Origin of the sequence: Clavibacter sp. VKM Ac-2872, assembly GCF_015351105.1 — a bacterium.
In the GTDB taxonomy this organism is placed as follows: domain Bacteria; phylum Actinomycetota; class Actinomycetes; order Actinomycetales; family Microbacteriaceae; genus Clavibacter.
In genome coordinates this window covers 202,817-222,975 of the sequence record NZ_JADKRR010000003.1, presented here as the reverse complement: position 1 = coordinate 222,975, position 20,159 = coordinate 202,817, and the positions used below count along the sequence as shown (strand labels likewise).

At 77.2% G+C, this 20,159-nt stretch carries 9 protein-coding genes; 7 read left to right on the top strand and 2 right to left on the bottom strand.

Features of this window, described 5'->3' with window-relative positions:
* Window positions 1–17 precede the first annotated feature (17 nt).
* From ITJ40_RS13860 to ITJ40_RS13830, 7 genes are all read left to right on the top strand, one after another.
* A complete protein-coding gene (locus tag ITJ40_RS13860; protein WP_194667628.1) occupies window positions 18–1,358 on the top strand; it encodes a citrate synthase in 1,341 nt (446 codons plus the stop codon).
* A 157-nt stretch (window positions 1,359–1,515) separates the two neighbouring features.
* On the top strand, window positions 1,516–3,072 hold the full coding sequence (locus ITJ40_RS13855) for a serine/threonine-protein kinase (RefSeq protein ID WP_194667627.1): 1,557 nt from the start codon (window positions 1,516–1,518) through the stop codon (window positions 3,070–3,072).
* Entirely contained in the window at window positions 3,069–9,074 is a 6,006-nt protein-coding gene (locus ITJ40_RS13850; protein WP_194667626.1) for an Ig-like domain-containing protein, read from the top strand. The genes ITJ40_RS13855 and ITJ40_RS13850 overlap by 4 nt, the downstream gene beginning before the upstream one ends.
* A gap of 58 nt (window positions 9,075–9,132) precedes the next feature.
* Window positions 9,133–10,167, top strand: a complete 1,035-nt coding sequence (locus ITJ40_RS13845) for a MoxR family ATPase (protein ID WP_194667625.1) — start codon at window positions 9,133–9,135, stop codon at window positions 10,165–10,167.
* A complete protein-coding gene (locus tag ITJ40_RS13840) occupies window positions 10,164–11,663 on the top strand; it encodes a DUF58 domain-containing protein (protein ID WP_194667624.1) in 1,500 nt (499 codons plus the stop codon). The genes ITJ40_RS13845 and ITJ40_RS13840 overlap by 4 nt, the downstream gene beginning before the upstream one ends.
* Complete coding sequence (locus tag ITJ40_RS17475; protein WP_370532062.1) at window positions 11,660–14,176, top strand: transglutaminase domain-containing protein; 2,517 nt, start codon at window positions 11,660–11,662, stop codon at window positions 14,174–14,176. Before ITJ40_RS13840 ends, ITJ40_RS17475 begins: the two co-directional genes overlap by 4 nt.
* A 90-nt stretch (window positions 14,177–14,266) precedes the next feature.
* Window positions 14,267–17,680 carry an FtsK/SpoIIIE domain-containing protein gene (locus ITJ40_RS13830; RefSeq protein WP_194667623.1) on the top strand — a complete coding sequence of 1,138 codons (3,414 nt, stop codon included), beginning with the start codon at window positions 14,267–14,269 and terminating at the stop codon, window positions 17,678–17,680.
* On the opposite strand, the gene ITJ40_RS13825 is transcribed toward ITJ40_RS13830, so the two are convergent.
* A complete protein-coding gene (locus tag ITJ40_RS13825) occupies window positions 17,670–18,680 on the bottom strand; it encodes an asparaginase (protein WP_194667622.1) in 1,011 nt (336 codons plus the stop codon). The genes ITJ40_RS13830 and ITJ40_RS13825 overlap by 11 nt on opposite strands.
* Window positions 18,680–20,095: a 4-aminobutyrate--2-oxoglutarate transaminase gene (gene gabT / locus ITJ40_RS13820; RefSeq protein WP_194667621.1), complete on the bottom strand. Its 1,416-nt coding sequence runs from the start codon at window positions 20,093–20,095 to the stop codon at window positions 18,680–18,682. Before gabT ends, ITJ40_RS13825 begins: the two co-directional genes overlap by 1 nt.
* Window positions 20,096–20,159: the final 64 nt, after the last annotated feature.

Here is a 20,159-nt window from a genome sequence, read left to right as displayed (position 1 = left end):
AGACTCGAGGAGGCGCCGTGACCGATGGCGGGCAGCAGGCGGACGACCGACCGAAGGCGGACGAGCCCCAGGCGGAGCAGAAGCCCACGGCGACGCTGACGTACCCGGGCGGACGGGTGGAGTTCCCCATCCTCCCCGCGGTCGACGGCGCGTCCAGCATCGACATCTCGGCGCTCACGAAGAAGACGGGCCTCACGACGCTCGACAACGGCTTCGTCAACACCGCGTCGACCCGCTCGGCCATCACCTACATCGACGGCGAGCAGGGGATCCTGCGCTACCGCGGCTACCCCATCGAGCAGCTGGCACGCCAGTCGAGCTACCTCGAGGTGGCGTGGCTCCTCATCCACGGCGAGCTCCCCACGAGCGACGAGCTCGCGGGGTTCGAGGACGACATCCGCCGCCACACGCTCCTGCACGAGGACTTCAAGGGGCTCTTCCGCGCGCTGCCCACGAACGCGCACCCCATGTCGGTGCTGTCGAGCGCGGTCTCCGCGCTGTCCACCTACTACGAGGACTCGCTGAGCGTCCACGACCCCGAGCAGGTGGAGATCTCGACGCTCCGCCTGCTGGCCAAGCTGCCGGTCATCGCGGCGTACGCGCACAAGAAGAGCCTCGGCCAGGCGTTCCTCTACCCGGACAACTCGCTGAGCTTCGTCGACAACTTCCTCCGGCTGAACTTCGGCAACAACGCGGAACGCTACGAGGTGGACCCGGTGGTCAGCCGCGCGCTCGAGCGCCTGCTGATCCTGCACGAGGACCACGAGCAGAACGCGTCGACGTCGACCGTGCGGCTCGTCGGATCCACCGAGGCGAACATGTTCTCCTCCGTCTCCGCCGGCATCGGCGCGCTCTTCGGGCCGCTGCACGGCGGCGCGAACGAGGCCGTGCTCGCGATGCTCGGCCGCATCCGCGACTCCGGCGAGGGCGTCGACCGCTACGTCGAGCGCGTGAAGAACAAGGAGGACGGCGTCCGCCTCATGGGCTTCGGGCACCGCGTCTACAAGAACTTCGACCCGCGCGCCCGCCTCGTGAAGGAGAGCGCCGACGAGGTGCTCGCGGCCCTCGGGATCCAGGACCCGCTGCTCGACATCGCCAAGGAGCTCGAGGCCGTCGCGCTCGCCGACGACTACTTCATCGAGCGCAAGCTCTACCCGAACGTCGACTTCTACACGGGCGTCATCTACAAGGCGATGGGCTTCCCCACGCGCATGTTCACGGCGCTGTTCACCATCGGGCGCCTGCCCGGCTGGATCGCGCACTGGCGCGAGATGAACGAGGACCAGGCCACCAAGATCGGCCGTCCGCAGCAGCTCTACATCGGCCAGCCCGCGCGCGACCTGCCGCCGCGCGACTAGCCCGACCAGCACGATCGTCGCTCCCGAAGAGGGGGCGTCCGGAGGTCGCCGACCCGTGTACCCGCGCGGATCGGCGACCTAGACTCGTCTCACAGCGAGAGATCAATCCGCCGCCCGCAACAGCCCCTGCCGTCGGTCCCGACCCGAAGAGGGGGCCATGGCCAGACGCCTGCCGTCCGCCCCGCCGGTGCTGCCGGGGTTCACCTACGTGACGGTCCTCGGTTCCGGCGGCTTCGCCGACGTGTTCCTCTACGAGCAGGACATGCCGCGGCGCCAGGTCGCCGTGAAGGTGATGCTCGCGGAGATCGTGACCGACCGCCTGCGCGCGATGTTCCGCGCCGAGGCCGACCTCATGGCGCAGCTCAGCGCCCACCCCTCGGTGCTCACCGTGCACCAGGCGTCCGTCGCGGCCGACGGCCGGCCGTACCTCGTGATGGAGCTGTGCTCGTCGAGCCTCAGCGACCGGTACCGGCGCGAGCCGCTGGGCGTCGCGGAGGTGCTGCGCGTGGGGATCCGCATCGCGAGCGCCGTGGAGACCGCCCACCGGGCGGGCGTGCTGCACCGCGACATCAAGCCGGCGAACATCCTGACGACGGCGTTCGGGCACCCGGTGCTCAGCGACTTCGGCATCGCCTCGACGCTCGAGGACGCCGCCGCGACCGATGCGGTCGGCCTCTCCATCCCGTGGTCGGCGCCCGAGGTGCTCGCCGACGAGAGCCCGGGCACCGTGCGGAGCGAGGTGTGGTCGCTCGCGGCGACGGTGTACTCGCTGCTCGCCGGGCGCAGCCCGTTCGAGGTGCCGGGCGGGCAGAACGCGCCCGTGGACCTCGTGGCGCGGATCCAGCGGGCGCGGCCCCTGCCGACGGGGCGCGCCGACGTGCCCGAGCGGCTCGAGCTGGTGCTGCGCCGCGCGATGTCCCGGCAGCCGGACGCCCGGCCCGAGTCGGCGCTCGCGTTCGTGCGCGAGCTGCAGGCGGTGGAGGCGGAGCTGCGGCTCGCGCAGACGCCGCTCGAGGTCGCGAGCGAGGAGTGGGCGTCGGCCGTGGCGGCCTCCGCGGACGAGGACGACGACCCGACGCGCGTGCGCGGCATCGTGCAGGTGGATCCGGGGACGACCGGGCCGCGCGGCATGCCCGGCCTGCGGCGCGCCCGGCGGAAGGCGGCGCCCGCCGGCGTGCGCGCGACGGGAGGGGCCGCGCGTCCCGGGGCGCCGGCGACCGTGTCCGAGCCCGTGCGCGCGGGATCCGCGTCCACCTCGCTCGGCCGGTCCGGATCCGGGCCCGTCGGCGCGTCCACCCCGGCGCGACCGGGCGTCCCCGGCCGGCGCGCGTTCCTGGCCCGGCACCGCGTCGCGTTCGCGGCGGCCGCTGCCGGCGCGATCGCCGCGAGCGTGGGCGTGGGCGTGCTCGTCGGCGGGTCGGGCGGCGGCACCGCGACGCGCGACATCCCGGTCGTGGGCGCGATCCAGGCGTCCCCCGCCGCCGACGGCGTGCTGTTCTCCTGGAGCGACCCCGGGCTCGGCGCCGACGACGCGTACCAGGTGGTCCGCGACGGCGGGCTGCCGAGCACGCAGCGCGACACGACCTTCCGGGTGACGGCGGGCGCGTCGGAGGCCGCGGGCACGGGCGAGCGCGCCTGCATCCGCGTCACGGTCACGCGCGACGGCATCGCCGGGGCCGCGTCGACCGAGAAGTGCGCGGAGCTCCCGCGATGATCCGCGAGTGGATCCGCCGCCACCGCCAGGCCGCGACGACCGTCACCGGCGGGGCCGTCGTGCTCGCCCTCCTCACGGGCTTCGCGCTCGTCTCGGACGGCTACCAGGCGCAGCGCGTCGACCTCGACGACGGGTCCGTGTGGGTCGTCAACTCCGCGCAGCAGGCGATCGGCCGCGCCAACACGGCCGTGCTCGAGCTCGACAGCGTCGTCGACTCCCGCAGCGAGGACATCGACGTGCTGCAGGCCGGATCCACCGTGCTGCTCGCGGACCGCGGCAGCTCCCGCCTCGACGTGGTCGACGACGCGACGAGCGAGGTGGTCGACACCGCGCCCCTGCCCGCGGGCGCCGAGGTCATGCTGGCGGGATCCCGCGCCGCGATCCTCGTGCCCGCGACGGGCCAGCTGTGGCTCGTGCCGGTCGCGGGCCTCGCGGCGTTCGACGCCGCGAGCCCGCCCACGCTCACCCTCGGCGCCGACGCCGTCGCGTCGATGGGCGACGACGGCACGCTCCTCGTGTACTCGGCCGCAACGGGCACGCTGTCGCGGATCGAGGCCGCCACCGACGACACGGTGCGGGCGACGGTGGACGTCGGCCCCGTCGGCGCGCCCGCGGACGCGGCGGCCGACGCGCCCGCCGACCCGACGGCGGCCCTCGCCGGCGAGACCGTCCAGGCGGGGGATCCCGGGCGCCCGGCCGGGCAGCGCCTCGCGCTCACGTCCGTCGACGGGCACTGGGCGCTGTACGACGCCGACGCGCGGGCCCTCCTCGTCGACGGCCGGGCGGTCGACCTCGCCGGATCCGTGGCCGCCGACGCGCGCGTCGCCCTCCAGCGCGGGTCGTCGGCGGGCAGCGGCGTGCTCCTCGCGCACTCGGGCGGACTCGTGGACGTGCCCGTCGCGGGCGGGGACCCGGTCGTCGTGACGGGCGCCGTGCGCGGGGAGCCCGCGCGACCCGTCCGCGTCGCCGGCTGCGAGTACGCGGGCTGGACCGACGGATCCGGTTGGCAGCGGTGCCTCGCGCCCGCGGCCATCGCGGGCGAGGACGCGGAGGACGCGCGCCGCACGACGGCGGGATCCACGAGCGGCCTCGGGTCCATGCCCGCGCGGGCCGCCCTGCGCTTCCTCGTCGACGGCGCGCGCGTGGTGCTCAACGACACGCGCGGCGGCACCGCCTGGGCCGTGCAGCTCGGCGCGGGCCTCATCGACAACTGGTCGGACCTCATCGACCGCGACCGCTCCGACACCGTCGTCGAGCAGAACACGGCGGACACGCCGCCCGAGACCGACCGCGTGCAGCAGCCGCCCGTCGCGGTCGACGACGACCTCGGCGCGCGCCCGGGCCGCACGACCGCGCTGCCCGTGCTCCTCAACGACCACGACCCGAACGGCGACGTGCTCGTGATCGACTCCGTGACGCCCGTGGACGCGGCGGTCGGCGCGGTCGACATCGTGGACGAGGGCCAGGGCCTCCAGCTCGCGCTCGCCGCGGGCGCGACCGGCACGGTGCGGTTGTCCTACGTCGTGAGCGACGGACGCGGCGGCACCGCGACGGCCGACGTGCGCGTCGCCGTCCGCGCGCCCGACGAGAACGCGGCGCCCGTGCAGGTGCGGCCCGCGACGGGCACGGTCGCGGAGGGCGACCGGCTGCAGACCGACGTGCTGGGCGGCTGGTACGACCCCGACGGGGATCCGACGTACCTCACGCGCGCGAGCGTCGCCGCGCCCGACGCCGTCAGCTGGAAGCCCGAGGGCCGCGTCGTCTACACGGACGCCGGGGCGGGCGGCGACACGCGGACCGTCGCGCTGCAGGTGTCCGACGGCCGCGAGGAGGGCTCGGGCGCGCTGGTCGTCACGGTGCGCCGCGCCGGGGACGTGCCGCTCGTGGCCGAGGGGTTCGTCGTGCAGGCGTCGCTCGGGCGCGAGATCACGGTCGAGCCGCTGACGCACGCGCGCGGCGGGAGCGGCGCGATCCGGCTGGCGGCCGTGCCCGCGCGCGCCGGGGTGCAGATCACGCCGGACCTCGAGGCCGGCACCTTCCGCCTCCAGGGCGGCCAGGCGGGCACGCACCTGCTCGAGTACACCGTGACCGACGGGCGGACGAGCGCCACGGGCACCGTGCGGGTGGAGGTGCGCGGCGCGCCCGCGTCCGACGGCCGGCCGGTGACCGTTCCGCACACCGTGTTCGTGCGCGCGCTCCAGACCCAGGACGTGGACGTGCTCCAGGCCGACTTCGACCCCGCGGGCGGCGTGCTCGTGATCACCGACGCGATCTCGCCGGAGGACGCGGTGGGCGTGCGCGCGGAGGTCGTCGGGCAGCGGCTCGTGCGGATCAGCCTGACGCGGCCGCTCGACGGTCCCGTGGACGTCGCGTACCGCGTGAGCAACGGCGTCGCGGAGGCGACCGGCGTGATCACCGTGATCGAGGTGCCCGAGCCGGCCGTCCGCCAGCCGCCCGTCGCCACCGACGACCGCGTGGCCGTGCGCGTGGGCGACGCCGTCGACATCCCCGTGCTCGCCAACGACGAGCAGCCCGACGGCGACCGGCTGCGCCTCGACCCCGTGCTCGTGGACCCGCTGCCCGAGGGGGCCGGCCTCCTCGTCGCGAGCGAGGACCGCCTCCGCTACCTCGCGCCCGACCGCACGGGCGACTACACCGCCGTCTACCGGGCCGTCGCGCCCGACGGCCAGTGGGCGACCGCGACGCTCACCGTCTCCGTGCGCGAGGCCGACGTCGCGACCAACGCGGCGCCCGTGCCGCGCCCGCTGACGGCGCGCGTGCTCGCGGGGGAGACCGTGCGGATCCCCGTTCCGCTCACCGGCATCGACCCCGACGGCGACTCGGTGCGGCTCCTCGGGCAGGACACCGGGCCGGAGAAGGGCCAGGTCGTCGAGGTCGGGCCGGACTGGATCGACTACCAGGCGGGCGACTACTCCACGGGCACCGACGCGTTCGCGTACGCCGTGGTCGACGGGCTCGGCGCCCGGGCGACCGGCACGATCCGCGTGGGCATCAGCACGCGCGTCGAGGGCGCCAGGAACCCCGTCGCGACCGCGGACACCGTGGCCGTGCGGCCCGGCCGCGTGCTGCGCGTGCAGGTGCTCGCCAACGACACGGACCCGGACGGCGGCGCGCTCTCGCTCGTGTCGGTGCGGCCGCAGGCCGAGGGGCTCGTCGCGGGGCTCGACGGCGACACCGTGCGCGTCGTCGCGCCCGACGCCGCCGGGCGCTACGGCTTCGTCTACGGCGTGCGCAACGCGCGCGGCGGCAGCGACGAGGCGTTCCTCACCGTGATCGTGGATCCCGCCGCGCCGCCCACCCGCCCGATCGCGCGCGACACGGTGCTCCAGCTCTCCGACGTGCTCGACCGGTCGAGCGTCGACGTCGACGTGATGCGCAACGTCTTCTCCGCGGAGGGCGACGCGTCGTCGCTCGTGCTCTCCGTGGTCGCGGGGTACGACGACGTGGCGCGCGTGACGCCCGACGGCCGGATCCGCGTCGAGGTGGGGGACGAGCGCCGCATCGTCCCGTTCACCGTGGCGCAGCCGGACGACCCGTCGATCTCCGCGACGGCGTTCGTCTGGGTGCCCGGCTTCGCGGACACGCTGCCGCAGCTCCGCGTCGGCCAGCCGCGGCCCACCGTCCCGAGCGGCGAGCGGCTCGTGGTCGAGCTCGACGAGCAGGTGGTCGCGGCGGGCGGGCGCGCCGTGCGCATCGCGGATCCGAACTCGCTGTCGGCGACGCACGCCGACGGGCCCGTGGAGCTCGTGGACGAGGACACCGTCGCGTACCGGAGCGAGCCGGGGTACTTCGGGCCGGCGGCGATCTCCTTCACGGTGACCGACGGATCGGGAGCGGGCGGGCGCACGGCCGCGCTCGTCCTGCCGATCACGGTGACGCCCACCGAGAACCAGCCGCCCGTGTTCACGGGCGCGGTCATCGACCTGGAGCCCGGGCAGTCCAAGGACGTGGACCTCGGCCGCCTCACCACCTACCCGTACCAGGACGACCGCGGGCAGCTCGCGTTCGCGCTGGAGGGGGCCGTCGCCGCCGGGTTCCGCGCGGCGATCGACGGCGGCACGCTGCGCATCTCGGCCGACGAGGGCGTCGCGACGGGCGCGGCCGCGTCGTTCCCGGTGAGCGTCCGCGACGCCACGCAGACCGGCCGCGCCGGCCGCGTGGACCTCCGCGTCGTGCCGTCGACGCGCCCGCTCGCCCAGCCCGCGACCGACGAGGGCATCGTCACCCGCGGATCCTCCACCTCGATCGACGTGCTCGCCAACGACCAGGCGGGCAACCCCTTCCCGGGCACGCCGCTCACGGTCGCCTCCATCCGCGGCGCCGACGGCGCGAGCCTGTCCGGCGTGACCGTCACGCCGTCGGAGGACCGCGCCACGCTCGCCGTGCGCGCGTCCGCGGACGCCGAGCCCGGCGACGTGCGCGTGCAGTACGAGGTGCGCGACGCCACGGGCGACGCGGGGCGGGCCGCGTTCGGCACCGTCGTGATCCACGTGCAGGACCGCCCGAGACCGGTCTCGGCGCTCCGCGCCTCCGGCTTCGCCGACCGGTCCGTCACGGTGGCCTTCGAGCCGGGCGCCTTCAACGGATCCGCCATCACCGGCTACCAGGTGCGCGTGCTCCGCGGCGGCACGGCGACCGCGACCGTCACCTGCCCGTCGACGACCTGCACCGTGCCGACGCCCGGGAACGGCCCCGCGAACTCGGTGCAGGTGGAGGTGTCGGCCGTGAACGGCGTGGGCGCCTCGGAGCCCGCGTCGATCTCGGGCCTGTGGTCGGACGTGCTCCCGGCCGCGCCCGCCGGCCTCGCCGTCGAGCCGCTCGTCGACGGGCTGCGCCTCTCGTGGCAGCCGTCGGCCGTGCCGTCGTCGTCGAGCCCCGTCACGCAGTACGTCGTGGGCGTGGGCGGCATCGCCCGGCAGGTCGCCGCCGACGCCACGAGCGTCGAGGTGCGGGATCCGTCGCTCGTCGCCGAGGTCCCCGTCGCCGTCTCCGTGGCCGCCCGCAACAGCGCCCAGGTGCAGGACGCGACCGCGTGGCTCGCTGCCACCGCGACCGGCACGCCGCGCGGCGCCCCGACCGCGACCGGCGCGCCCGCGGCGGTGGCCGACCCGGCCGACGAGACGCGCGTCACCGTCTCGTGGCCGGCGTTCCAGGGCCGGGGCGTCGACGGGATCCGCTACCTCGCCGCCGCGTACGCCCCGGGATCCGCGCCCGGCTGCTCCGTGCCGACCGAGGGCGTGTCGCCGTGGTCGGCGGAGCACGGACCCGCGGTCGAGGTGGGCGGCGCGACCAGCCACGTCTTCACGGGCCTCGCCCCCGACCAGCCCGTCGCCTTCGCGGTGCTCGCCGCCAACAGCCAGGGCTGCACGGTCGTCGAGGCCGGCCAGCTCACGCCGCGCACGGCGCCCTCCACGCCCGTCGTCCGCGTCGACCTGCCGAGCCCCGGCCGCGCGGACGACGGCGTCTTCCGCGCGGTGCTGGCCGACGCGAGCTACCGGCCGGGCAGCGCGTCCGCGTCCGCGCAGCTGCTGTACCGGGTCGACGGGCAGGGCGACGGCGTTCCCGTCGGCGTCGGCCAGGCCCTCACGCTGCCGCGCACGGGCACGGGCGCGACGATCCAGGTGCGCGTGGTCGAGGACTCCGGGGACGGGCGCCCGCGCTCGAGCGGCTGGTCGGATCCCGTCTCCGCCGGCACGGCCGTCGACGCGCGCGCGGGCGACGTGCGCTCGACCACCGACGAGGCCGGCGTCACGACCTTCTCCTGGACCTCGATGCCGCCGGCCGCCGGGCGCGGCGCGCGCGTCGCGGACGGCGGCGGGTACGCGCGCAGCGAGTGGCGCTGCGGCGGCCAGGGCGCGTGGACCGACGCGTCGTCCGGCGCCGCCGGATCCTGCCGCGTCCCCGCGGGCGGTGAGCGGATCCTGGAGGTGCGCGTCACCGCGAACTCGGGCACGCTGTACACGTACGCCCACCGAGGATGACGGCCGTTCCCGCGGCTCCGACGCCGGACCCGAGGCCGCACCCGAGAGGCACCACCCCATGACGATGACCGCCGACGAGGCCCGCGCCTTCCAGGACGAGTTCGCGCGGCTCGTGCGCAACGTGGAGCAGGTGCTGCTCGGGAAGTCGCACGTGGTGCGCCTCGCGTTCACCGCCATGGTCACGGGCGGGCACCTCCTGCTCGAGGATGTGCCCGGCACCGGCAAGACCTCGCTCGCGCGCGCCATGGCGCAGACCGTCGACGGCACGCACAGCCGCGTGCAGTTCACGCCCGACGTGCTGCCCGGCGACATCACGGGCGTCAGCGTCTACGACCAGCGCACGGGCGACTTCGAGTTCCACCGCGGTCCGGTGTTCGCGAGCATCGTGCTGGCCGACGAGATCAACCGCGCGAGCCCGAAGACCCAGTCGGCGCTCCTCGAGGTGATGGAGGAGGGCCGCGTCACGGTCGACGGCACGCCCTACGACGTGGGCCACCCGTTCATGGTCATCGCCACCCAGAACCCGATCGAGCAGGCCGGCACCTACGCGCTGCCCGAGGCGCAGCTCGACCGGTTCCTGCTGCGCACCTCCATCGGGTACCCCGACCACGAGTCGATGCTGCGGATCCTGCAGGGCGCCGCCGTCAGCGCCCACGACGTGACGCTCGCGCCCGTCGCGACGGCCGCGTCCGTGCGCGCGCTGCAGGAGCGCGCGGGGACCGTGCACGTGGATCCCGCGGTCGCGGACTACGTGGTGCGGCTCGTCGACGCCACCCGCACGGCGCCCGAGGTGCGGCTGGGGGCGAGCGTGCGCGGCGCCCTCGCGCTCGTGCGCGCGTCCCGCACCTGGGCCGCCGCCGACGGCCGGCACTACGTGGTGCCCGACGACGTGAAGGCGCTCGCCGAGCCCGTGCTCGCGCACCGCCTGCTGCTGGATCCCGAGGCCGAGTTCGACGGCGTGACGCCCACGAGCGTGCTGTCGCAGATCCTGATCGAGACCGCGCCGCCGCGCGACGGGCACGCGGGTGCGGCGTCGGGGACCGGCGGGCGTGCCGCGGGCTCCCACGCCGCGGGCGCGCGGCCGGCCGGATGAGCGCGGTCGGGGCGCGCGGCCGGGCCGCCGCCCCGGATCCCGCCGCCGCGCCCGTGCCCTCCGCCGCGCCCGGTGCCGTCCCGCCGCCCGCCGACGCCGTGCCGCCGCGGAACGCGCTCGCGCGCCTCGTCGCCGTCGTCACCCCGCTCGGCCGGGTCGTCGCGCTGGCCGCGGTCGTCGCGGGCGCCGTCGGCTACGCGCTCGGCTGGCGCGAGCTCGTCGCGGTGGCCTGGACCGGCGTCGCCCTCGGGGTCATCGCGCTGCTGCACCTCGTCGGGTCGTCGGGCGTCGAGGTGTCGCTGCGCCTGCCGCGCGACCGCGTGGTCGCGGGGGAGCGCGCGCCCGCGACCGTCGCCGTGCGCAACCCGCTGCGCCGTCGGGCCGTGGGGCTCACGGTGGAGGTGCCGGTCGGATCCGGCCTCGCCGAGGTCCACGTGCCCTCCCTCGCGCACGGCCACTCCCACGAGGACGTGTTCGTCGTGCCCACCTCCCGGCGCGGCGTGATCGCGCTCGGCCCCGCCCGCATCGTCCGCGGCGACCCGATCGGCCTGGTGCGACGCGAGTCCGCCGAGGCCGCCGCGACCCGGCTCCTCGTGCACCCGCGCACGCTCGCGATGCCCAGCACCAGCACGGGCTTCGTCCGCGACCTCGAGGGCCGCGCCACGCGCGACCTCACCGACAGCGACGTGTCCTTCCAGTCGCTCCGCGAGTACGTGCCCGGCGACCCGGTGCGGCACATCCACTGGCGCTCGACCGCGAAGACCGGCGTGCACATGGTGCGGCGGTTCGAGGAGACCCGGCGGAGCCACATCATGGTCGCGCTGTCGCTGCACGCGGGCGACTACGGGGACGGCACGGCCGCGGCGGTCGCGGACGCGGCGGGCTCGGCGGGCGTCCCCGCGGGCGGCACCACGGTCGCGGCCGGGTCCGCGGCGGGCGCGCTCGCCGGGTCCACGGCCGACGCCGAGTTCGAGCTGGCCGTGAGCGTCGTCGGATCCCTGGGCGCGCGCGCCATCGCCGACGCGCGCACCGTCCAGGTCGTCGCGAGCGCCGACCGCGCCGCCGGGCGGGCGCGCACCCGCCGCCCGCCGACCGCGCCCACCCTGCCCGGGCTCGCCCGCACGGTGGCGCGCTCCGGCCCGCCCGGATCCCGCTCCGGTCGCCTCCGCCGCCTCGCCACCGTCACGCGCGACCGCCTCCTCGACGACCTCGCCGAGATCGCCGCGTCCGACCGCGCGGCGTCGCTCGTCGAGCTGGCCCGCGCGGCCGCCGACGAGGTCGCCGGCGTCTCGGTCGTGTTCCTCGTCTGCGGGACGGGGGCGGCGCCCGCCCGGATCCGCGCGGCCGCCGTCGGCTTCCCGCCCGGCGTGCAGGTGGTCGCGGTGGTGTGCGACCCCGAGGTCGAGCCCGGCCTCCGCCGCCTCGGCGACCTGTCGGTCCTCACCATCGGCTACCTCGACGACCTGCGCGGCGCCCTCCAGCGGAGCGCGTCGTGAGCGCGCGGGGCGCGGGGAGCCCGGGGACCGCCGGCCGCCCGGCTGCCCGCGGCGCCGCCCGTCCTCCCCGCGTCCCCGCCGGATCCCGCGATCCCGGCCGCACCCTCGTCCCCGTCCTCGCGATCACGCTCCTCACCGGTGTCGCCGCCGCCGCGTTCTGGCCCGTCTACCGCGACGCGTCGTTCGTGCGCATGACGGGGGTCACGCTCGTCGCCGGCGCGCTCGTCCCGATCGCGGGCGCCCGGTTCCGCTGGGGGAGCGCGGTCGTGGCGTCCGCGATCCTGGTGGCCTTCCTCGCGCTCGGCGTGCCGCTCGCGGTGCCGACCGGCGCGGTCGACGGCTGGCGGCCCACGCTCGCGGGCCTCGGCGAGCTCGTCGAGGGCGCGTCCCTCGGCGTCGTGCGGCTCGTGACCATCGCGCTCCCGGTCGGCGACTACCAGGCGCTGCTCGTGCCCGCGTTCGCGCTCGTGCTGCTGGGATCCGTGATCGGCGTGTCGGTCGCGCTGCGCACCCCGCGGCCCGAGCTCGCGGTGATCCCCTCCCTCGTGATCCTCGTCGTCGCGGCCGCCCTCGGCCCCGACCGCAGCCAGGGCCCCGACGCGCCCGAGACCACCGGGCTCCTCGTCCCGGTCGCGCTGGCGTGGCTCGCGGCCGCGCTGCTGTGGATCGCGCGCTGCCGCTGGCGTCGGCGCCACCGCGCGGTCCGCCGCCTCGGCCGGCAGGCGGGGATCCCGGTGGAGTCGGCGTCCGACCGGCGCCGCTCGGGCACGCGCGCCGGGATCTCCGCAGTCGTCGTGCTCGCGGCCGCCCTGGTCGCGGGCGTCGCCGCCACGGCCGCCGCCCCGCCCGACGCGTCCCGCACGGGCCTCCGCTCCACGGTCGAGCAGCCGTTCGACCCGCGCGAGCAGGTCAGCCCCCTCTCGTCCTTCCGCACCTACTGGAAGGCGCCGACGGTGGACGACACGCTGCTCACGGTGGCGGGCCTCCCGGCCGGAGGACGGGTGCGCCTCGCCGCGCTCGACACCTACGACGGCGTCGTCTACGGCACGGGCGGCGCGCGCGGCAGCGTCGACGCGTCGCGCACGGGCCAGGCCTCCGGCACGTTCGCGCGCGTGCCGTACCGGCTCGACCAGACGGGCGTGGTCGGCGACGACGTCACCCTCGACGTCGTCGTCGACGCCTACCGCGGCGTGTGGCTGCCGGGTGCGGGCCGCCTCGAGCGCATCGCGTTCGCGGGCGACGACGGCGGGCGCCTCGCCGACTCCTTCTACTACGACGACGCGACCGCCACCGGCGCCGTGATCGGCGGGCTCGCCGCGGGCGACGCCTACGAGATCGAGGCCGTCGTCGCGTCGACGCCGCCGCTCGAGGCGCTCGCCGACGAGCGCCCGGGCGACGCGGTGGCCCCGCGACCCACGGGCGTGCCCGACGAGGTCGCCGCGCGCGTGCAGGCGTCCACCGCGGCTCCCGACGGCGCGACGGCGGGTGGCACGGACGCGGGGGCCGGCACGTCCGCGTCGCCCGGCGCGCAGCTCGTGGCCGCCGTCTCGTCCCTCCGCGCCGACGGCTACGTCAGCCACGGCGTCGGCGACGCGCCCTTCAGCCGGTCGGGCCACTCGGCCGAGCGGATCGCGGAGCTCCTCACGACGCGCCCCATGCTCGGCGACGCGGAGCAGTACGCGGTCGCGGCGGCCCTCATCGCCGACGACATCGGCTTCCCGGTCCGCGTCGTGATGGGCTTCGCGCCGGGCGAGGCGGCCGTGCGGGAGGCCGACGGCGGGCCGGTGCCGATCCGGGGGTCCGACGTCACCGCCTGGGTCGAGGTCGACACGGCGTCGTCCGGCTGGGTCGCGGTGGATCCGAACCCGCCCGTCCGCGACGTCCCCGACGCCCTGCCCGACGAGCCCACCGAGGTCGCGCGCCCGCAGACCGTGCTGCCGCCGCCGGTCGAGGAGCAGGCCGAGCCCGAGGACCGCACGCCGCCGGACGCGAGCCGCGACGACCGGCCGGAGGCGGATCCCGCGCTGCAGGCCGTGCTCGCCGCCGTGCGCGTCGCGGGCTGGTCGCTCCTCGGGCTCGGCCTCGCGGCGTCGCCGTTCCTCGCCGTGGTGGGCGCGAAGGCCGCGCGCCGGCATCGGCGGCGCCGGGCGGACGCGGCCCGCGACCGGGTCGGCGGCGCCTGGGACGAGTTCCACGACGGCGCGCTCGACCGCGGCCTCGTGCCTCCCGTCGCGGCCACCCGGCGCGAGGTGGCGCGGCTCGTGGGCGTGGGCGGTGCGCGCGGGCTCGCGGACGTGGCCGACGAGTCGGCGTTCGCGCCGGGCGACGTGCCGGATCCGCTGGCCGACGCCGCCTGGCGCCGCGCCGACGAGCTCGCCGTGCGCATGGACGCGGGCAGGACCCGTCGGCAGCGGCTCCGGGCGATGGTGTCGCTCGCGTCGCTGCGGGGTGCGCGGGGTGCGCGCGGACGCGGGCCGGGTGCGCGGCCGGGGCGGCGTCCTCCCCGGCCCTGACGGCTCCTCCCCAGGGCGCGGTCGCGCCGTCCGTCCCCGGCGCGTGGCCGGCCCACCCTGGCGTCACCGCGCGCATGGTGTCCTCGCCCGGTGGACATCGCCCCGCCCCCGTCGCCCGCGCCCGCTCCGCCGCCGCCGTTCCCCGTGCTCGGCGTGGCGGCGCCCCTCGTCGTCAGCGTCGCCGTCTGGGCGGTCACCCGCTCGCCGTACGCGCTGCTGTTCGCGGCGCTCGGGCCGGTGGTGGCGGTCGCGGGCGTCGCGGACCAGCGCATCTCCGGCCGCCGCGCGGCCCGCCGCGTCGACCGCGAGTCCCGCGCCGCGGTCGCGCGGTTGCACGTCGAGGTGCGGGCGCGGCTCGCGGCCGCCCGCGCCACCCTGCGATCGCGCGCTGCGTCCGCGCGCGAGATCCTCGACGGCAGCGCCAACCCCGCCCTCCTCTGGCGGGCGGATCCGGGCGTCGACGGCGCGCTCCCCATCGTGCTCGGCACGGGCGACGTGTCGAGCGGCATGGTCTGGCGGGGCGATCCGGACGCGCTCGTGCCCGCCGCCGACTGCCGGGACGGCGCCGGGGCGCTCCGGCGCCTCCTGCGGCGGTGCGCGACCCTGCCTCGCGATCGGGGCGCACCGGGGCACGCCCGGTCCGCAGCGGTCGTCCCGGGCGCCCGCGCCGCGGGGCACCGCCCGGGGCGGTGGGCGGATCTCGTCCGCTGGGTCCCCGACGCGCCCGTCCTCGTCTCCGCCGCCGGCGGCCTCGGGCTGCGTGGCGTCCCCGCCCTCGTCGCGCCGGTGCTGCGTGGCGTCGTCGTCCAGCTCGTGCACGCCCTCCCCCCGGACGACCTCCGCATCGCCTCCCGCCCGGCCGGGCCCGAGTGGGACTGGCTCGAGCGGCTCCCGCACGCGGCAGGCGGGCTGCGCGAGGAGGTGCCCGGCCCGGACGGCCCGGCCGCGACGGGCCCCGCCCCCGGCGAGCCGGGTGCCGGGGCGATCCGGCTCGTGCTCGGCACGCGCGAGGTCGTGCTCGCCGCGGCGCCGCGCGTCGAGTCGCTCCCGGCCGCGTGCCGCACGGTGCTCGACGTCCGCAGCCCCGGCACGGCGCGGATCCTCGCGGCCGACACCGTGTCCGAGGGCACGGACGCGCCCGCCTCGGCGCCCGCTGCGCACACGCTGCCACCGGACGTCGAGCGCATCCTCCCGTCACCCCGGCTCACCCGCACCGGCCTGGTGCGTCCCGACCTCGTGTCGCTCACGGAGGTGGAGCGCCTCGCGGACGAGCTCGCCGACCTCGCGCGGCGGCGCGGGCTCGCGGCGGCGCGGGCACCGCTCCCGGTGCGCGTGCCCTTCGCGGATCTGCCGGTCGGGGCGGCCTCCTCCCCGGCGCCGGCGAGCGGCCCGGCCCGTGGCCCCGACGTCGGCCAGCCCGCGGCACCTGCGCGTCGTCCGCGCACGCTGGCGGCGACCATCGGCGTCGGGCACGCGGGACCCGTGGCCGTCGACCTCGTCGCGGACGGCCCGCACGCGGTCGTCGCGGGCACCACCGGCAGCGGCAAGAGCGAGCTCCTCGTCACGTGGATGGCGGCGCTCGCCGCGGCGCATCCGCCGGAGGAGGTCACCGTGCTCCTCGTCGACTTCAAGGGCGGCGCGGCGTTCGACCCGCTGCTCGTGCTGCCGCACGCCGTCGGCCTCGTCACCGACCTCGACGGCCAGGGCGCGCGCCGCGCGTTGGAGAGCCTGCGCGCGGAGGTCCGGCATCGGGAGCGCGTGCTCCGCGACGCCGGTGCGCGCGACATCGACGACCCGGCCGCGGCGGGCCTCCTGCCGCGCCTCGTCATCGTCGTCGACGAGCTCGCCGCCCTCCTCGCCGACCAGGACGGCCTGCACGAGGTCGTCGCCGACATCGCCGCGCGGGGCCGCTCGCTCGGCATGCACCTGGTGCTCTGCACCCAGCGCCCCGCCGGTGTCGTGCGCGACGCGGTGCTCGCCAACTGCGACCTCCGCCTCTCCCTCCGCGTCAACAACGACGCCGACAGCCGGGCGCTCCTCGGCACGGTCGAGGCGGCGCGCCTCGCCGACGCACCCGTGGGCCGGTGCCTCGTCGGAGCGCACGGCGTGCCGGCGCGCCCCTTCCAGGTGGCGGTCACGACGCCCGCCGATCTGGCCCGCATCGCCGCCGCCCGCGCGACGGCCGCTCCCGTCCCGCGCCCGTGGCTGGATCCGCTGCCCGCGTCGGTCCCGTTCGCCGACCTCGCCACGGTGCCGCCCCTCGAGCGGAACGGGTCCGCGACGCCCGACAGCGGTGCCCCCGCGGTCCCGTTCGCCCTCGTCGACCTGCCCGCGGAGCAGCGGCGGGCGACGGCCGTGTGGTGCCCGGCGGCCGACGGCCACCTGCTCGTCGTCGGCGGTCCGGGATCCGGCCGCAGCACGTGCCTGCGCACCATCGGGGCGTCGGCCGCGGCCGCCGGCCTCGAGGTGCTCCCCGTGCCCGCGGACGCGGAGGGCTGCTGGGACGCGATCGCCGCCGTCCTCGCCCGCATCCGCGATCCGCGCGGCCCGCGCGTGCCCCTCGTCGTGCTGGCCGACGACCTCGACGTCGCCGTCTCCCGCCTGGAGCCCGAGCACCAGGCCGCCCTGCTCGAGGGGCTGGCCGCGGTCGTCCGGGAGGGACCGCACGCCGGGGCGGCGCTGGCCGTCTCGGGTCGTCGGGCGGGCGGACCGCTCCAGGCGGTGGCGGCTGCCGCGGGGCCGCCCGTGGTCCTCCCGCTCCCGAGCAGGCAGGAGCACGTGCTGGCGGGTGGCGAGAGCCGCCTCTTCGACGCCCGCGCGACGCCGGGTGCGGGGGAGTGGCGCGGCGAGCGCATCCAGGTGGCCCGGCCGCCCGCGGTCGAGGTGTCCTCCGGCCGGTTCGCCGAGGCGTCCGGCCCGCCGGGGCTCGTCGACCCCGCGCCCCGCGTGGTCCTCGCAGGCGGGGCCGTCCACGCGCTCGTCACGCCGTCACCCGTCGGGGCGGTCGCGCGCCTCCGGGAGACCGGGATCGACGCGGTCGAGGCGGCCCGGCTCCCTCCGGCCTGGTCCTCGGACCAGCCGTTCCCCGCCGCGGTCGTGGATGGCGTCGGCGCGCCAGCCGCCGTCCGCCCGCACGCCGCCGTCCGCCCGGGCGTGCACGACGGCAGCCTCCGCGGTGCACGCCCCCGGGTCGTGGTCGGGGATCCCGACGCCTGGCTGATGCGCGGCCCGCTCCTCGCGGACCTCCGGCGCACGGGCGACATCGTCCTGGATGGCTGCACGCCACGGGACGCGCGCACGCTCCTCCGCCTCCGCACGGTGCCGCCGCCGCTCGCGCCGATCCCCGGGCGGGCCTGGCGGGTCACCCCGGATGGCGACGTCCGTCGGTGCTCGTGGCCCCCGGAGGCGCCCTGGCCGCCGGGCGAGCCCGCGCAGGCAGGCGCGGCAGAGGCGGCGGCGCCAGCCGTCGGAGGCCGCGCTCACGCGGCCGGTGTCAGCCGATGAGCGTCGGCGACACGCGGATCTCGCCCACCGGCACGCCGCCGCCGAGCACCTGGAGGTCGAGCTCGGGGCGCACGCGCTCCACGTCGTCCCGCGAGATCGCGCCCGCCTCGGCCAGCAGCTCGAGCGCCACGATGGTGGACGCCCGCAGGCTGCCGTCGAGCGTCTTCGAGGCCACGGTCGTGCCGTCGGGAGCGGTCATGATCATGATCCCCTCGGCCCCGCCCTTGGCGAACAGGCCGAGCCGCTCGATCACGACGGTGTTCGCGCGGCCGGGTCCGTCGATGGCCCAGCCGTGGGCGCGCACGGCCGCGGTCAGCGCCGCCGCGTGCCGGTACAGGGCGAACGGCGAGCCGGGCGCGGAGGTCGCGATGCGGTGGATCCCCCGCGCGAGCGCGGTCAACGACATCGCGTGCACGGGCGCGCCGCACCCGTCGATGCCCGTCGTGGCGATCCGCTCGCCCGTGAAGCGCTCGACCACGTCGCGGATCCGCACCTGCAGGGGGTGGTCCGGGTGCAGGTAGTCGTCGGTCGACCAGCCGTTCGTCACGCAGGCGAGCAGCATCGCGGCGTGCTTGCCGGAGCAGTTCATGGAGATCGGCGACGCGGGGATCCCCGCGCGCACGAGCTCGTCGCGCGCGGCCCGGTCGAGCGGCCAGTCGGCAGGGCAGCGCAGCGCGGACTCGTCGAGCCCGGCCTTCGCGAGGATCCCGCGCACGACCTCCACGTGCCGGGCGGTGGCCGCGTGGCTGGCCGTCGCGAGCACGTGCTCCTCCTCGGTGAGCTCGGCGCCGCTCGCGAGCACCGCGAGCGCCTGGAACGGCTTCATGCTCGAGCGCGGGAAGACGGGCGTGGTCGCGTCGCCGACCTCGCGCCGCACCTCGCCGGCGGGCGACAGCACGACGGCCGCCCCGATGTGGCGCGACTCCACGAAGCCGCTGCGCTCGAGCACCGCGAGCTCCACGGCGCCCCGGACGGGGATCGTCTCGACGGCCGTCGCCATCAGAGCGCCCGGAACGCGTCGGCGATCACGCCGAGGGCGTCGTCGAGCAGCTCCTCGGCGATCGCGAGGCTCGGCAGGAAGCGCAGCACGTTCCCGTACGTGCCGGCGGTGAGGATGATCACGCCGTGCGCGTGGCAGTACGCCGCGATCGCCGCCACCGCGTCCGCGTTCGGCTCCTTGGTGGTGGATCCGGTGCCCGGCTGCACGAGCTCGATGGCGATCATCGCGCCGATGCCGCGCACGTCGCCGATGATGTCGTGCTCCCGCTGCAGCTCGGTGAGCGCCCCGTGCAGGTGGTCGCCGATGCGGGTGGCCTCCGCGAGCAGGCCGTGCGTCTCGATGGCCTCGAACACGGCGACCGCGGCCGCCGCGGCCACGGGGTTGCCGCCGAACGTGCCGCCGAGCCCGCCCGGGAGGGCGGAGTCCATGATCTCGGCGCGGCCGGTCACGCCCGCGAGCGGCAGGCCGCCCGCGATGCCCTTGGCCGTCAGCACGAGGTCGGGCACGAGGCCGAGGTGCTCGCTGGCGAAGAAGCGGCCGGTGCGCGCGAGCCCCGACTGGATCTCGTCCGCGATGAAGACGACGCCGTTCGCCGTGCACCACTCCTGGAGCGCCGGCAGGAAGCCGTCGGCGGGCACCATGAAGCCGCCCTCGCCCTGGATGGGCTCCGCGACGACGCACGCGAGGTCGGTGGCGCCGATCCGCTTCTCGAGGTACGAGATGGTGCGGGCCGCGGCCTCGGCGCCCGAGAGGCCGTCGTGATACGGGTACGAGCTCGGTGCGTGGTACACGTCGCCCGCGAAGGGTCCGAAGCCGGTGCCGTAGGGCGACGCCTTGTAGTTCATGGCCATGGTGAGGTTCGTGCGGCCGTGGTACCCGTGGTCGAGCACCGCCACCGCGCGGCGGCCGGTGTGCTTGCGCGCGATCTTCACGCCGTTCTCCACGGCCTCCGCGCCCGAGTTCACGAGCACCGTGCGCTTCTCGTGCGTGCCGGGCGTGTGCTCCGCCAGCAGCTCCGCCACGCGCACGTACTCCTCGTACGGCGTCACGGTGAAGAGCGTGTGGATCACGTCGCCGAGCTGCGCGGTCGCGGCGTCCACGACCTCCTGGCGCGTGTGGCCGACGGTGGTCACGCCGATCCCGGCGCCCAGGTCGATGAAGCGGTTGCCGTCCACGTCCTCCACGATCGCGCCGTGCGCGCGGGAGATGTAGACGGGGAGGAGGGAGGAGACGCCGGGCGGCACCACGCGCTTCCGGCGCTCGTGCAGCTCGCGCGAGAGCGGGCCGGGGATCTCCGTCACGATGCGTCGCTCCTGCGGCACCTGCGGGCGCGCGTCGCGGTCGGGCGCGGCGGGGGAGTCGGAGGCGGAGCCGGCAGGGGCGCCGGCGCGGGCGGAGTCGAGGGTGTCTGTCATGATCCGGCGAGCCTACCCGCGCGGGCAGCGGGATCGGGAGGGCCCGAGGCCCCGTTCGCTAGCG

What these genes read in the sequence shown, in the direction of transcription:
- ITJ40_RS13850 (WP_194667626.1), top strand. Translation starts at nt 3,069, where the DNA reads ATGATCCGCGAGTGGATCCGCCGCCACCGCCAGGCCGCGACGACCGTC.
- ITJ40_RS13855 (WP_194667627.1), top strand. Translation starts at nt 1,516, where the DNA reads ATGGCCAGACGCCTGCCGTCCGCCCCGCCGGTGCTGCCGGGGTTCACC.
- ITJ40_RS13845 (WP_194667625.1), top strand. Translation starts at nt 9,133, where the DNA reads ATGACGATGACCGCCGACGAGGCCCGCGCCTTCCAGGACGAGTTCGCG.
- gabT (WP_194667621.1), bottom strand. Translation starts at nt 20,095, where the DNA reads ATGACAGACACCCTCGACTCCGCCCGCGCCGGCGCCCCTGCCGGCTCC.
- ITJ40_RS13825 (WP_194667622.1), bottom strand. Translation starts at nt 18,680, where the DNA reads ATGGCGACGGCCGTCGAGACGATCCCCGTCCGGGGCGCCGTGGAGCTC.
- ITJ40_RS13840 (WP_194667624.1), top strand. Translation starts at nt 10,164, where the DNA reads ATGAGCGCGGTCGGGGCGCGCGGCCGGGCCGCCGCCCCGGATCCCGCC.